At 39.1% G+C, this 13,993-nt stretch carries 14 protein-coding genes; 6 read left to right on the top strand and 8 right to left on the bottom strand.

Features of this window, described 5'->3' with window-relative positions; genetic code table 11:
• Positions 1-2: 2 nt before the first annotated feature.
• From CTN07_RS05225 to CTN07_RS05205, 5 genes are all read right to left on the bottom strand, one after another.
• Positions 3-2,060, bottom strand: a complete 2,058-nt coding sequence (locus tag CTN07_RS05225; protein WP_050787835.1) for a protein-disulfide reductase DsbD family protein — start codon at positions 2,058-2,060, stop codon at positions 3-5.
• 96 nt (positions 2,061-2,156) lie between these two features.
• A complete protein-coding gene (locus CTN07_RS05220; protein WP_050787810.1) occupies positions 2,157-2,531 on the bottom strand; it encodes a hypothetical protein in 375 nt (124 codons plus the stop codon).
• Between the two features lie 164 nt (positions 2,532-2,695).
• Positions 2,696-4,678 carry a flavohemoglobin expression-modulating QEGLA motif protein gene (locus tag CTN07_RS05215; RefSeq protein ID WP_005304405.1) on the bottom strand — a complete coding sequence of 661 codons (1,983 nt, stop codon included), beginning with the start codon at positions 4,676-4,678 and terminating at the stop codon, positions 2,696-2,698.
• Positions 4,662-5,690: a glutathione synthase gene (gene gshB / locus CTN07_RS05210; protein ID WP_036765470.1), complete on the bottom strand. Its 1,029-nt coding sequence runs from the start codon at positions 5,688-5,690 to the stop codon at positions 4,662-4,664. Before gshB ends, CTN07_RS05215 begins: the two co-directional genes overlap by 17 nt.
• A gap of 119 nt (positions 5,691-5,809) precedes the next feature.
• Positions 5,810-6,160, bottom strand: a complete 351-nt coding sequence (locus tag CTN07_RS05205) for a MaoP family protein (protein ID WP_036765472.1) — start codon at positions 6,158-6,160, stop codon at positions 5,810-5,812.
• 191 nt (positions 6,161-6,351) lie between these two features.
• Here CTN07_RS05205 and hdfR point away from each other — a divergent pair, with 191 nt between their 5' ends.
• The 3 genes from hdfR to CTN07_RS05195 all read left to right on the top strand — a co-directional run bounded on the left by hdfR (position 6,352) and on the right by CTN07_RS05195 (position 8,567).
• Complete coding sequence (hdfR, locus tag CTN07_RS05200) at positions 6,352-7,221, top strand: HTH-type transcriptional regulator HdfR (RefSeq protein ID WP_005304412.1); 870 nt, start codon at positions 6,352-6,354, stop codon at positions 7,219-7,221.
• A gap of 213 nt (positions 7,222-7,434) precedes the next feature.
• Positions 7,435-7,605, top strand: a complete 171-nt coding sequence (locus tag CTN07_RS22750) for a hypothetical protein (protein ID WP_005304414.1) — start codon at positions 7,435-7,437, stop codon at positions 7,603-7,605.
• Positions 7,606-8,015: 410 nt separating this feature from the next.
• A complete protein-coding gene (locus CTN07_RS05195) occupies positions 8,016-8,567 on the top strand; it encodes a DUF2799 domain-containing protein (RefSeq protein WP_005304417.1) in 552 nt (183 codons plus the stop codon).
• Between the two features lie 33 nt (positions 8,568-8,600).
• Here CTN07_RS05195 and CTN07_RS05190 read toward each other — a convergent pair whose 3' ends face one another.
• A complete protein-coding gene (locus tag CTN07_RS05190) occupies positions 8,601-9,368 on the bottom strand; it encodes an AraC family transcriptional regulator (RefSeq protein WP_005304420.1) in 768 nt (255 codons plus the stop codon).
• A 108-nt stretch (positions 9,369-9,476) separates the two neighbouring features.
• On the opposite strand from CTN07_RS05190, the gene CTN07_RS05185 reads away from it, so the two are divergent.
• Entirely contained in the window at positions 9,477-10,619 is a 1,143-nt protein-coding gene (locus CTN07_RS05185; RefSeq protein ID WP_005304423.1) for an MFS transporter, read from the top strand.
• Between the two features lie 147 nt (positions 10,620-10,766).
• The gene (locus CTN07_RS05180) at positions 10,767-11,042 is read left to right on the top strand and encodes a hypothetical protein (protein ID WP_036765474.1); all 276 of its coding nucleotides are present in this window, start codon (positions 10,767-10,769) and stop codon (positions 11,040-11,042) included.
• Between the two features lie 85 nt (positions 11,043-11,127).
• On the opposite strand, the gene CTN07_RS05175 is transcribed toward CTN07_RS05180, so the two are convergent.
• Positions 11,128-11,646, bottom strand: coding sequence for a hypothetical protein (locus CTN07_RS05175; RefSeq protein WP_005304425.1), 519 nt, complete (start codon positions 11,644-11,646; stop codon positions 11,128-11,130).
• A gap of 97 nt (positions 11,647-11,743) precedes the next feature.
• Between CTN07_RS05175 and CTN07_RS05170 the strand changes: the two genes are divergently transcribed.
• A complete protein-coding gene (locus CTN07_RS05170) occupies positions 11,744-12,220 on the top strand; it encodes a glutathione peroxidase (protein ID WP_036765477.1) in 477 nt (158 codons plus the stop codon).
• A 75-nt stretch (positions 12,221-12,295) separates the two neighbouring features.
• Here the strand turns inward: CTN07_RS05170 and CTN07_RS05165 are convergent, their stop codons facing one another.
• Entirely contained in the window at positions 12,296-13,849 is a 1,554-nt protein-coding gene (locus CTN07_RS05165) for a phospholipase D family protein (protein WP_036765480.1), read from the bottom strand.
• Positions 13,850-13,993: the final 144 nt, after the last annotated feature.

The raw sequence follows: 13,993 nt of genomic DNA, 5'->3' as shown, positions 1-13,993 counted from the left end.
AGTTACTCCTTAGATGAAGCTTGTTTTAATGCATCTAATACTTGTTCAGATGTTAAGATCACAGGTAATTCAATACCGTTCGGTGCTGCAGGACCATAAACAATATTAAATGGTACGCCAAAACGGCCATGAGACTGTAAGAAATTAGTGACGTAATCGGATGGTTTTGTCCAATCACCTCGCATTAACACAATATTTTCTTGGTCAAGTGCTGAATAGACAGGCTCTTGTAAGATCACGCCAACCTTATTGGCTTTACAGGTAATACACCAATCAGCTGTCACATCAACAAAAACCGTTTTGCCTTGTGCCACATCTTGTTTGATTTGCTCAACATTTAGAGGTGTCCAGTGATGATCTTGTGGTAGCGGTTTGGCCCATTTGTCTGCGGTTAAACTGCCAATAATCAAACCTATCGCCGTTACAATGATTAAGAAGCCGACCGTAAGCAGAGTGGCTCTTTTACCTTTAATACGCCACAGTTGTGATAGCAGTAGGGCAAGAGCAATAACACCAATTACGATAACGATTTTTAAGCTAAAGAAGTTAGCCATTAAGCTCAGTAACCAAAGAGAGGTAACAAGCATCATTAGGCCAAAAATCGTTTTAACTGTGTTCATCCACATTCCGGGTTTTGGTAGTGCATTAGCCAGCTGAGGGAATAAGGCGATGAGTAACCAAGGCGCAGCCATACCAACTGCAAGTGCTGTAAAAATAGCAAATAAGTTAAGGTAGTTAGCTCCTAATGCAAAAGCTACTGCAGTACCAAGAAATGGCGCACTACATGGCGTCGCCAACAAGGTAGCAAACATACCTTGAACAAAATGACCACCATAGGAGTTACCACCACGAGTTGCTAACCAGGTATTGGTATTGCTTGAGAGGCGAATCTCAAATAGGCCCAACATATTGGCTGCAAATAGTCCGGTGATGATCATCATAGCACCAATAAACCATGGGCTTTGGAATTGAACACCCCACCCAAGGGCTTGCCCTGATACTTTAAGCAGAGCCAAAAAGCCTGCCAATAACCAAAATGAAACTAAAATACCAAGAGCCGAAGCGATAAACTGAGCTCGTATTTGGCGACGTTCAAGCCCTTTAGCTGAAATGACACTGCTGAGCTTCATTCCTAATACAGGTAATACACACGGCATGATGTTTAAAATGAGTCCGCCAAGCAGTGCCAAGCCGATAACTTTAAGTAAGCTATCGTTTTGTAAAGCAATAACAGGTTTGTTGTCGGCAGTTTTACTTAATTCAACAGCGATATCTTTATCTGTGATAGTGACCGATAGTGGCTCACCAACTAATTTTGGTGTACCAAACCAGCTGCTTACAGGAACTTGGGCGATAAGCTGTTCACCAGAAACATCAATCTTTGGTGTTAAAAAGGATGTTTGTTTTACGGGTTTAGATTGCCCATCAACAAAAACATCGGGATTCGTCCATCCTGCTTTATTGGTCGCAACAATAGATACGATCTTTTTGGCTTCATCATAAGATACTTGTGTGAGTTCTACTGCGGTAGATGGTTTAGGAACTAGGCTGTTACCTTTATTGTATAGCACCATAGCATCGACAGATGGGACAAGTTTCTCTGGATTAAAATCAAGTGATAACTCGTAATCAGTAAGAACACAGATGCTAGTACATGATGACATAGTCAGCTTGCCAGAGAGAAATACAGGCTTATTCATGTCATCTAGGTGGAATGTCATTGGGAAAATGACATCGTGTTTGTAGCCTAATGTTTCCACACCTAAGAATTCATAACGTTTAGGTAAGGGCCAATGCCAATCCACACTATTGAGGTTACTTGATAACTCCCAATTGATAGATGGCGCGGTACCCCCTTCGCCAGGAGAACGCCAATAGGTTTTCCAATCTTTATCTAACTTAACTTCGAGTAAGCCTTCTACGGTTTTATTTGCTTCATTTTTTTCACCAGTTAGCATTAAACGAACGGCAACTGGAGGGTGTTGAGGATTATGAACCCATCCTGTCGTGAGTGTACTTGCGTGTACTGATAAGGACATCATTAGTGCCCAAATAGTCATAATCACTAAACCAAAATAGGGCTTAGTAAAGCGTAATGTTTTCAATTTAAATCTCCAAAAAATAAATAACGATTTGTTGTTTGTTATCGGTGTTATTTATTCTCTAAATACACACAAGGTTAAATGAAGCCGTCGAGTTTGGGGTATTGGCTCGGTTAAAATTGGAACCGAGTAGTACCAAGCTAACACCATGATTTGTAAGATCAAGATGAAACTGATAACAAAGAGTAATCCTTCTAACATATGTTGAGATAATTGCAGAAGATGATCACTTAAGCTGCATTTTTTCTCAGTAATGGGCGGTGAGGATTGCTCGTTAGTTTGGATTTGTTGCTCGGTTGTTTTCTGTGATGTGGGGTTAGAGCAAGATAAACGCCAGCCAGCTTGTTGACTGAAACAGAATGCAACGACAAATACCACCATGCATAACATGAAGTAGGCGGAATTGTGTTTATTTGAAGGTCGTTGCATAAAGAACCGTTTAGTGAAAAATAATAGATGAGTCTATTGAGACCGTGTCCATGGTGATAAGTTTCATTCTCAATAAGTTGAGAATCAAACATAAGTGAGTTGCTTAGTATAACGAAAGGGCAGGCAAACAAAAAGCGACTCGAAAGTCGCTTTTGTAAGAGTTTTTATCGAATAGAGCTGAGCATAAACTCCATAACAGGATCAAGCTCTGCATTCATTGATAATGCTTTAGGCAAAAACTCAGGTTGTTTTAAAATTCCACGCTCAATTAATTCATCAAGCACAGGTTTAAATTCAAACCCAGTTTTACCAATAAACAATGATGTTAAATCTTCTTCTTGATACGCTTTAATTGCGTCTTTCAAACCACGAAGATATAAATAGTCTTTAGTAAAACCACCGCCACGATAGGCACGAGCTGTTACCGTAAAGGCCTCATCATCACTGACATCATAATCGTGTTTTAGCGTATTAAAGGTATCGTTAAAGCTCTCGCCATTTACCATCATGTCAACCGCTACCACTCGCAGTGCTAGTGTTTTCAAACGATGTAATGGGAAATTGCCTGATAGATGCTCACATAAGATTGCTAAGCCTTCTTGTGTGTGCGTGTTACCTGGCAAACCTAATTGCAGTACGCGCAATGGTTGACGTTCAGCATTAACCGATGTCACCAAGTGAACTCCTAACTCATGGTGAATCAGAGCTTCAAGGTCTGGTTTGCTAAATGTACTGTTAGGATTGACCTTAACTGTTTTACCACTTACTAACGCACGAGCAATCAGCTGCTTAGACATCACGATCTTACAAGGTAGACCATAATCTGCGGCAGCTTCTTTAAATGCTTGTATCGCACCTGCGGCATTAATCGTTGCTTCTTCTTGTTTTGCATATTCGCAAGCGTGAAGAATAAACTTAGCGTTAGCAATATCTCGCTCATCTGGCTGACCATAGTAACGAAGCGAGTTGTACAGAAACTCATCAGTACCGATAGTGCACAAAAGGTCGATACGTACTGCTAGCTGATCAATAACACGACGGTACATTTTTTGTACGTCTGCATCACGGATATCTTCTACAGGCAAACGGTATAGTTGCTCACGAAACTTATAAGGATCCAGGTCTAGCTGACGATAAGTAAACTGAGGCACATAAGTGTGAGGTTTACTTAGAAAGCGACGTTTTTCCTGCTTTAAGTTTGTTGGGTTGATATAACTTAATGTATTTAACCCACGAGCAATTTTATACAGCTGGCGATCTAGCTTAATGGCTTCTTTGGATAGACTAGAAGCAAGTAGATCGCTACTGGTTAATCCTTTTGCCTTAGTTCGCTTATTAATCGTAAATGCAGCGTGCTCAGTAATGGCTGTTTTCATCGACTCTTTCAGTTTATCGATCACAAGTGGGTAAGCATCACCTGCTTGCTCATTCATGAACACTTTTTTCACTTCAAGAGGCATGATCAACGTATTGCTAAAGTTCTCTTTAACAAAGGTTGCTTGGTAGCCCATTCCTTTAAACACGTCGTTTTCATTCGCGACTACGTCAATATTAGGTAGCTCGATTGCATTTAAGTGCTCAAGCAGTACATCTAATTCTTTGCGCCAGCGACGACAATTAACTTGTTCAGTACCTAAATTGAAGGTCGGTACTTCTCGCTCAATACGTTGGTAGTTATATGAGTGAATATCATATAACAAACATAAGCCAAACTTATTCTCTAACGTTTCAATTAAGCATTTAAGAATACGGTAGTAACGAGCGTGTTTTTCAAGAGTTGTTTGGCGTTCTTGCTCAGTTAAGCTTTCAGTCCAAACCTCTTTGCCCCAAGCATCTTCATAGATACAGTTATCTGGAGCACGGTTTAAGTCATACTCGTAACGCGAATCTTCGCCTTGAAGAATGATCGGTAGGGAAGTAATAAAGTCCCCAGTAAACGGATCTTCTTCAAAATAACGTTCTTCTTCTGATAGCGCACATTTTGCAAGTAGCTCTTCACGTAGGTTATGACCGTGGTGAATCGCCGTTGCAATATAAGGCTGATACTCACTGATACGAATAGTTAAACTACCGTCATCAAGTTGAGCTTCAAAAGGAACAAGGTGCTGGATCTTCTCCAGCACTTGAGACTCAGAAAGTTGAAGCATCTTCAATTACCTTACGGAATGCAGTCTTACGCGCGATACTTACTTCTTTTGCACGAACAACACTTTCAACAAAGTCTAAAACATCAGCTTGTAGACGAGCGCGGTTTAGACGGTTGATACGTGTGATACCACCAGGGCTTAGTACGTTAACTTCAACCAATTTACCGTTGATCACATCAAGACCAACAAAGTACAGACCGTCACGAACCAGTTTTGGACCGATATGCTTACATAGACGAATTTCTTGTTTAGTTAGCGTATGTTTTACTTCGCGGCCGCCTGCATGGATATTCGAACGAACGTCGCCTTGAGCTGGAACACGACGCATAGCACCAATAGGCTCACCATTTAGCATCATGATACGCACATCGCCTTGCTCGGCACCTTCAATGTAATCTTGAAGAATAACGTAGTTTTTATTATCACCAATGTAGAAATCCAGTAGAGACTTCACACTTGATTTTGCACTTTTCTCTACCAAGATCACGCCCTTGCCGCCGTAACCGTTTAGAGGTTTTAGGATCATGCGATCATTTGGTGATTCATCCAATACACGCTCTAAGTAATCACGATTTTTTGATACGTGAGTGACTGGAATAAATTCATTGTTTGGATCGGGTAGTGATGCTGTATATAGCTTGTTGTTTGCTACACGTAGACCATCAATATCGTTCATGATGAAAGTATCGTCACGAACTGAATCCAAGAAGTTAAGCGCCATTGTGTCTAGCGGTGGGTTAGCTCGCATGAAAATAGTATCAAAACCTGCTAGAGGTAGCTGAGCTTGGTTAAATTCCGCTTTACGGTAAAAACTTGGAATGTTGTTAGATACATCACCTTTTTTCAACACATGACAGAATGCAATCGCCATACTGTCGCGCATTGTTAAATTATTAGGTGTTGTAATTGCAACCGTATGACCGCGACTTGCTGCTTCGTGAATCAGACGAAGTGTTGAATCAGTTTCTGGTTCAACTTGGTCCCACGGATACATAACAAAACAAATTTTCATAGCAATACCAAAATATCGGCCCAAAAGTCGGGCGCATAATAAGAAACAAGCCATCGCACAGAGGTGGATGGCTTATCGTTTAATTCATTTGTGATGACAGGACTGAGTCCCTTTAGCGATTAGTAGTCGATATCGTTATCAACATCGCTTCCGTCATCGTCATCTTCGCCGTACGACCCTTTAGAGCGTTGTGATACGCAAAGGGTGTAGCTGCGAACTTTATGGTTAGTCTGATTTAGGTATTTAAGCCAACATTTACCAAAATCAGAGATAGCTTCTTGTTGACCTTTTACTTCGGCAACAAATTGAAGCTCCGACTCATCGACAGGCAAGAGTGTCCCCTCGAACAATCCCCTCATAGTGCGACCATAATTTTCCAGTACAGTGGCTTCACTAATTGTAAATACGCCAGATCGATTAAAGCCGCGTGGGAAATTTTTATCGTCGTAAAATTTACCTTCACTTCTCATTCATAAAGTCCTTGATGTAATTTGCGCTGATATTTATCCAGAGTGGAAACTATGTAAATCAAATTATTTTTGTTGTTTTGATATAAAATTCTTATTAAAGTCGATGCAATTAGGATGTACTATCACTTAACAGAAAGTTAGGCAAAACGCTTAATATATCAATTGTCTTTATATACCTTGAGAATCGCTTTGTGGATACAGAATTACTTAAAACTTTCTTAGAAGTCACAAAAACGCGTCATTTTGGGCGTGCGGCGGATAATTTGTATCTGACTCAGTCGGCAGTAAGCTTTCGTATCCGTCAGTTAGAGTCACAGTTGGGTAACCCATTATTCTCTCGCCAACGTGGTAATGTTCATTTAACTGCGGCAGGAGAACGATTACGTCCCTATGCTGAGGCGATTTTGCAAACATGGGGACGAGCCAAGCAAGATGTTGCGCTATCTGAAAATTTAAATAGCCAAATCGCAATAGGTGCATCGCCGTTATTGTGGGAATTTGATGGCATTTCAGATTGGATTAATCGCGTATACGGTGCTGTACCTGGTTTAGCTTTACGGTTGGAGTCAGTTGCTCGTGAGGGGATGGCGAAAAAGCTGTTTAATCGAAATATTGATGTGTTTTTAACCAGTGAGCCACCTAAAATTGAACAATTAAAGGTTGCAAAAGTGCGCGACTACCAATTGCAATTGGTTTCAAGTTGCGAAAACTGTGAATTAGAACAAGTTCGTCAATTGCCGTTAGTATATCTAGATTGGGGTACACGTTTTTCAGTTGAACACAGTCGTATTGCTGAATTGCAAAGAACACCAGTGCTTCATACTCACTCAAGTAAAATGGCGCTAGATTACCTGATTGGCTCTGGTGGTGTAGGGTATTTACCTTCTCTTATCGTTGCCGATGCTGTGGCTAATCAACAATTATTTTTGGTCGAAGATGCCCCAGTTATGGAGCAAAGTTTGTATTTAGTTTGGTGTGACGATAATGAAAAACGTGAACTTATCGATGCTATTGTTGAGGTTCCGTTTAATTCTGTGATCGAAATCAGTACATCAGAATAACTGTTTAACATCATAAAAAAATCTTGTTGTACAGTCAGTCAGAAACTGAATTAGTCTTAGCCCAAGACGGGTTAAGACTATTAATCTGGTTGAATACTAGGACTTTTCATCAGACTGTCATTAACCTTAGTCTATTATTGATATTAGAAAATCACTATGCCAATGCGGTTTTCTATCTAATTACTTTCTCTGGATCTATTTCAGGATACAAAAATGGCTAAGTTAGACCAAAAATTTTCTAAGGGCAGTAAGTCTAAGTTCAAAACGGATTATGATGATGATTTCCAAGATTTTGGTAATGCATCACGCAAGAAGAAGCGTCGGGTTACTCGTCAGCGTTATGACGGTCCAGAGTTCAGTAATTTTGACTACGATGAATATTAATCAACGCTAAGCTAAGGACAGTTCGGCATTTTTTGATTATTAAAACGATTCGATAGATAAGGCGCGTATAATATATTGCGCCTTTTTTGATCTTCTTCCATTCTTTATTTTATCCCTTCTTTTTATGGCTAAGAAAAATCTTACGCTACCTTTTGAGTCGCTATCTTTGTCTGCTCTATGTGCTTTTTAATCAGTGACAACGCTCTGAATCCTGCATCTTGAAGTCACTTGGGTATATAAATATGGATAGTTTGAAATATTGGTAGTGGGCCAGTTATCTTGAGGTTGATTGGTGATATATGGATAATGCTCAAAGAATTTATGTTTCATGAGTATTAAATGTGTTTTTACGCGCTAAGTTATTGATGTTTTCGCTTTCCACTGTGATTATTTTATCAGGATGTTCTGCGATGAATGAAAATGAGTGTCGTACTGCTAATTGGTATAGTTTAGGTTATACCGATGGTATGAATGGCAGTGATATGGCAAACAGTCTATCTAATCGTAGTTCTGCTTGTGCTGAATACAATGTTGCTGTGAACTTTAATCAATATAAATCCGGCTATGAACAAGGCGTTGTGGCATTTTGTACTGAATCTAATGGTTATTATGTGGCAAGTAATGGATATAACTATCGTGGGATCTGCCCAAAGAATTTAGAGAATCAATTCTTAAAAGGTTACCAACAAGGCCGAAAACTGAACCAACTACGTCAACAAGCTAGTGAGATAAAGGATCAGTTAGATCAAGCTGAATTTGATAATAACTATCAGCAAAGTGAGATTAAACGTCTTAAAAACAAGCTGATTTATGATGAGTTGACACCGAGAAAGCGCCAAAATATTTTGCAACAGCTTGAACAATTTCAAGATAATCAATCCAATATTGATCATCTCCAATTGGAATACGCAAAGGCAAAACAGCAGATTGAAGACTTTAAACGAAGCCATTCCCGTTATTGATCTTATTTTTCAAATCAAGCCTCAACTATGGTTTTAACTTAAGTATTTTAACGGCGTAGTGCCTGTTTGCTGTTTAAAAAAGGCAATAAAGGCACTATCACTAGAAAAGCCAAGTTGATAGGCCACATCATTCACCTGATATCCTGCGGTTAGCTTTTCTATAGCTTGAATTAAACGCCATTGTTGCCGCCATTCCTGAAAACTCATTCCTGTTTCATTGCTGAATATCCGAGAGATTGTTTTGCTACTGGCACCTATTTTTAAGCTCAATTGAGCAAGGTTATCAATAGGTTGATCGTGTTGATTAAGTTTTTCGAGCCAGAGTTGTAATCGACGATCTTGAGGGAGTGGAAGCGCTAAAGTTTGCTCTTTTGCTTCGACCAATTCATCCAAAAACAATCTATAAGTATTGGTCATCTCAACAAAAGGCTTCTCCCATGACCAAAATGCCATTCGTTCAATCAGGGCCTGAAGCAGTGGGTTTACTTCAACCGTTTTTAAGGACAGTTTTAAATCCTGAGTGAGTGCTGTATCAAAATAAATTGAACGATACTCAACAACATTCGTCATTTTTGCACAGTGAATCGTATTAGCAGGAATCCACGCAGCCCTTGTTGGGGGTAAGAGCAATTTCTGGCTGTCTAAGGTGATATTCATGCAACCAAAAGGAGCATATAACAATTGGTCTTTGTTGTGTTTATGCAATCCTGAATCGTGTCTTCCTACTTGTGCAGCAATACCAACGATTTGATTATCAATTAAGTTCAAATCGAATGTGGTTTGATGATCAATCAGCGCCATTTGTCTTCTTTTTGATGTTTTTAGTCTTAATGTCGTTATATGAACATTATAGCGCTTTATATACTAGCCGTCTAAGTTGAACAATCGGTGTTGCGACGAGAGGTTAGGATGAAGAAATTACCCCCGATTTGGTTATTGGTCTGCTTAATGATGTTACCTCAGATAGCAGAGACCATATACAGCCCAATATTACCGAGTATTTCGCAAGCGTTTTATGTAAGCGTGGTGGATGCAGGGCAAACATTGTCGATTTATTTTATTGCCTTTGCTGTTGGAGTGGTATTTTGGGGACGCATGGCCGATATTCTCGGGAGAAGGAGCAGTATGCTTTTAGGTTTACTGTGTTATGCCTTGGCATGTATTGTTGCTGCACTGACAAACAGTTTTTCTATTTTACTTGCGGCACGAGCGATGAGTGCCTTTGGGCTAGCTGTTGGGTCTGTTATATCACAAACTATCCTGCGGGATGGCTATAGTGGTAAAGATCTCGCTCAGACTTTCAATATTATGGGATTAGCCATCTCAATCAGCCCTATAATTGGTTTATTAGCTGGCACAGGATTAAATATATTAGGTGGCTATCGCATCGTATTTATTATGCTTGCTGTATTAGCTTTGTTCATATTTATAATTTGTTATTCAAGACTTAATGAAACTCAAAATGAATTAAATGTAACCGACTCTTTTTTTTCTGTTGCTAAGAAAATGGTAATGGATACTAAAATCTGGCTAAGCGCATGCTTGGTAGCAGGGTTTAATTTACTTATTTTTGTTTATTATCAGCAAGGCGCTTTTTTCTTTGAGAGTTTAGGCTATTCATCACAGCAATTTGGTTACTCTGGAATTGTGTTAGCTCTTGGAACCTTCGGTGGCGGTATACTGAATCGCCGTCTGTTATCAATGGGCTACACCTCTTATTTTGTCATAGCGATTGCCGGCGTTATAAGTTTTTTTGGTGGCCTTTGCGCTTATCAGCTAAGCAACTCTTTGTGGTTACTTGCTGCGGTTTTAGTGATAGTTTGCAGTTTTGGCTTGGCAATACCGAACATATTAAGTGTTGCGCTAAATAACTACAAAACCAGCATTGGCAGTGCAGGAGCAATATTTGGTTTATTTTATTATTTAATGTTAGGTTTAGGATTAAATATTACCGCATATGTTAATCATTTATCACTGAGTCTATTGTTTACCTCCGCTTTTATCATGATAATTGCAGGACTATTCTTTTGGCTAAGAAATAAGCAATATTGATTTTTGAGGAATTGTTCGGTGTTTTATATGATTCATATGTTAATTAAGTGAAATAGGTCAACGTTTTTAGAATATCGCTTATTTTCAAATGAGAAAAAAGCGTTATATTAAGCACGTATTGTACTCTTTAGCTGTAGGCTGTTTTAAATGGATGTGAAAAAAAGTTGGGGCTTTGCTTCTATTGCAATTGGGATGCTTTCATTAATTTGGGGCTGTATTTCTTTAAGTGGCATGGTGGGGCAAGAGCAGGTGTTTGCAGATATGTCTCACTTTGTACAATTTAGTGATAGTCAATTAATTAGCAAGAGTATGGAGCAGAGTTTAGCCGCAGCTCGTCATAAGAATTTTATTGTCTTATTAACAGGTTTAGTCATGTCCTTAGTTGGCGCAATGATGGTAAAAGGCCGATTTCAACGATTTTAATTATTAAGTTATGACCTCTCTAATTTTTACCTAAAAGGGGGATTAGAGGGGTCATTACTCCCTCCCTCATACTTAATTAAATATATTAATGAGTTAAACGCTTAAGTAAGCATCGCCACCAAGACGGTTTTTGGCTCTGATAGTATTCTCGGCCAATATAATAATGTTTTAGTAATGAACTTCGGCTCTGATGTAGATGCTCAGAATTGAGTGTCTCTGCTGCGATTTCAGCTTGTTCATTTGCATAGCTGATATCAATCCCCGTTGCGCCTTGAACGGCCAGATACAGCTGGCTAAGTAGCTCAAAATGGAGCCTATCTTGATTGGTAAACTTCTGCTTATGTAACTTCCCTATTGTATGTGTTAACATTTCATCCATAGCGTTGTGAGCATCTCTATGGTGTTCCAAGTTATCTTGTTCTTGTTGCCAAAGATGGGTCATTAATCCCAGTAATAACTGAAAGCTATCTTTATCTTTTTTCTGACATATATCTTGAAAGCGTAATTGCTGATTTTCGATAAAACTTTGAATAAATTCTTGTTCTTTTGCTGAAAAAGACCAATTATCTTGGTATATGGCGAGAAAGTGTTGCTCTAAAGTCATGGTAAATAAACCAGCTAATATAATTACTGAACAGTATACTAAAGTAAGGTGAAGATGGTAGCAGTCGGTAGATCTTGTACAAACATAAGGATATCAGATGACAACAATATATGATTTTTCGGCCCCTTTATTATCAGGTGAGCAAGTTGAGTTGTCTCAATATGCAGGGGATGTTTTACTCATTGTAAATACAGCAAGTGAATGCGGATTTACCCACCAATATCAAGGACTCCAAGCGTTATATGATAAATATCATCAGCAAGGTTTAACCATCTTGGCTTTTCCTTGTAATCAATTTGGCGGACAAGAGCCGGGAGATGCCATAGCTATTGGTGCCTTTTGTCAGAAGAATTACGGTGTCACTTTTCCTGTTTTTCATAAAATTGATGTGAAAGGCGCACAAGCTCACCCACTATTTAACTATTTAATATCTCAACTGCCAGGAACCTTTGGTCGTAATATAAAGTGGAATTTTACAAAGTTCTTAATAAATCGAGATGGAAAGCCGATCAAGCGATTTGCTCCGACAAAGACACCTGAATCGATAGAGGCAGAGATTGCTCGTTTATTATAAGAGAGCTTATGTTCAAATAAAAAGCGGAGCTTATAACGGCTCCGCTTTTTGTTTTCTTACATCAACAATGATTGATTAGAGTTGGCTTTCAATTGGTAGGGCACCTGCAAACCATGCCCCCATTTTTAACCATACACTGCTATCTGGCTCTGACGTGAAAGTTTCTCCTGTTTCATCATCATGCCAAACAATATCACCATCATCATCATCATCTAAAGTAAGGCGATATGCTGTTTTAGTCAGTAACTTGTTTAAATCTTTATTGACGACTTCAGCAAATTCAGGGGAATCAACAAAAATACCCATTTCTGTATTTAGGTACGCTGAACGAGGGTCAAAATTAAATGATCCAACAAACACTTTACGGTTATCGATAACAAATGATTTAGCGTGCAAACTAGTGCGAGAACTGCCGACTAGTGAACGTTTCGCTTTATGTTTTGGATCAACCTTAGTTTCGTAAAGTTTTACCCCACCTTTTAGCATAATGTCACGATATTTGGCGTACCAGCCATGTACAGCAAAGACATCATTAGATGCTAACGAGTTTGTAACAACAGTGACGTTAAGGCCTTTCTTTGCACTATTAGCAAGAAGTTCTGCACCTTGTTTGGTTGGCACAAAATAAGGTGAAACAAGAACAAAGTCTGTTTTTGCTTCTTTGATAGCCAAAGCAAGGTCGTGCATTAATAAGTCATTGGTTTTATCCAATACTTTATACGGCGAATCGTAGTTTAAGGTCGCATCGGCCCAATAGAATGGTAAGCTATTTGCCATTAGTTTTTGTACCATTGGATGCGATTTTAGTGATTGAGCATACTCAGACTCTTGGAGATATTTCATCTGAGCTGTACGCCATTGGTTTATCTGATCTTGGGTTGGTAGATGAATATCATCCACTAAACTTTCAATTGGAATGGCTGGCGTACTATTCCAATAGGTATCAAATTGTTTAGCAACTTCTGGTACTACTTTACCAACAAGTAACAGATCAAAGTCACCAAACTCTACACTGTTATTTGCAGAGAAGTATTCATCACCAATGTTACGTCCTCCCGTAATTGCAAATGTACCATCAGCAATAATGGCTTTATTGTGCATACGACGGTTAAGACGACCAAAATCATGTAAGAAACCAACTTGTTTAATACTGCGATTTGCAAATGGATTGAATAGGCGAACTTCAACGTTTGGATGTGCTGAAAGACTTGCAAGAGCATCATCATCACGAGACTGCATATCATCAAGCAGAAGACGAACACGTACACCGCGTTCTGCCGCTTGATGCAAATACCATGTCATTAATTTACTGGTTTCATCATCACGATAGATGTAGTACTGAACATCTAAACTTTTTTGAGCACCTTCAATAGTCGCAAGGCGAGCTAGAAACGCACTACGGCCATCGGCTAACGGATAAAAACCAGTTTTACCAGGATGAGCTTGAGTGTAAGGCTTTGCATACTGATATAACGCAGTATCATGATTATCTACGTATGAGTAACTGGTCGCTTTATCATTTTGAGGTAGTGTTTGAGCACAGCCGGTTAATGTCGCCACAACACCTGCCGCTAACATTTGAGATGCGCGAACTAGGCCATGGCGTTTAAAAAAAGATATAAGAGTCATTGGATAACAGAAACAATCAAATAAGTGGCGGCATTGTAATGAGTTAGACACTTAATTTCCGCAATTTATTTAGGGTTTATGTAAGGGAATGTAAAACTGTGATGAAGGCTGTTTTTTAGAGATGATTTTATCAAATAAAAAGCC

It is taken from the genome of Photobacterium damselae (genome assembly GCF_003026815.1).
In the GTDB taxonomy this organism is placed as follows: Bacteria; Pseudomonadota; Gammaproteobacteria; order Enterobacterales; family Vibrionaceae; genus Photobacterium; species Photobacterium damselae.
Note: the sequence above shows the minus strand (reverse complement) of the source record. Positions and strands in the feature narration are given on the sequence as shown.

Excerpts from the sequence above, each read along its gene's own strand:
- CTN07_RS05180 (WP_036765474.1), top strand. The coding sequence starts at position 10,767 with ATGGATGTGAAAAAAAGTTGGGGCTTTGCTTCTATTGCAATTGGGATG.
- CTN07_RS05175 (WP_005304425.1), bottom strand. The coding sequence starts at position 11,646 with ATGACTTTAGAGCAACACTTTCTCGCCATATACCAAGATAATTGGTCT.
- CTN07_RS05225 (WP_050787835.1), bottom strand. The coding sequence starts at position 2,060 with ATGACTATTTGGGCACTAATGATGTCCTTATCAGTACACGCAAGTACA.
- CTN07_RS22750 (WP_005304414.1), top strand. The coding sequence starts at position 7,435 with ATGGCTAAGTTAGACCAAAAATTTTCTAAGGGCAGTAAGTCTAAGTTC.
- gshB (WP_036765470.1), bottom strand. The coding sequence starts at position 5,690 with ATGAAAATTTGTTTTGTTATGTATCCGTGGGACCAAGTTGAACCAGAA.
- CTN07_RS05165 (WP_036765480.1), bottom strand. The coding sequence starts at position 13,849 with ATGACTCTTATATCTTTTTTTAAACGCCATGGCCTAGTTCGCGCATCT.
- CTN07_RS05190 (WP_005304420.1), bottom strand. The coding sequence starts at position 9,368 with ATGGCGCTGATTGATCATCAAACCACATTCGATTTGAACTTAATTGAT.
- CTN07_RS05195 (WP_005304417.1), top strand. The coding sequence starts at position 8,016 with ATGAATGAAAATGAGTGTCGTACTGCTAATTGGTATAGTTTAGGTTAT.
- CTN07_RS05205 (WP_036765472.1), bottom strand. The coding sequence starts at position 6,160 with ATGAGAAGTGAAGGTAAATTTTACGACGATAAAAATTTCCCACGCGGC.
- CTN07_RS05170 (WP_036765477.1), top strand. The coding sequence starts at position 11,744 with ATGACAACAATATATGATTTTTCGGCCCCTTTATTATCAGGTGAGCAA.
- CTN07_RS05215 (WP_005304405.1), bottom strand. The coding sequence starts at position 4,678 with ATGCTTCAACTTTCTGAGTCTCAAGTGCTGGAGAAGATCCAGCACCTT.
- CTN07_RS05220 (WP_050787810.1), bottom strand. The coding sequence starts at position 2,531 with ATGCAACGACCTTCAAATAAACACAATTCCGCCTACTTCATGTTATGC.
- CTN07_RS05185 (WP_005304423.1), top strand. The coding sequence starts at position 9,477 with ATGAAGAAATTACCCCCGATTTGGTTATTGGTCTGCTTAATGATGTTA.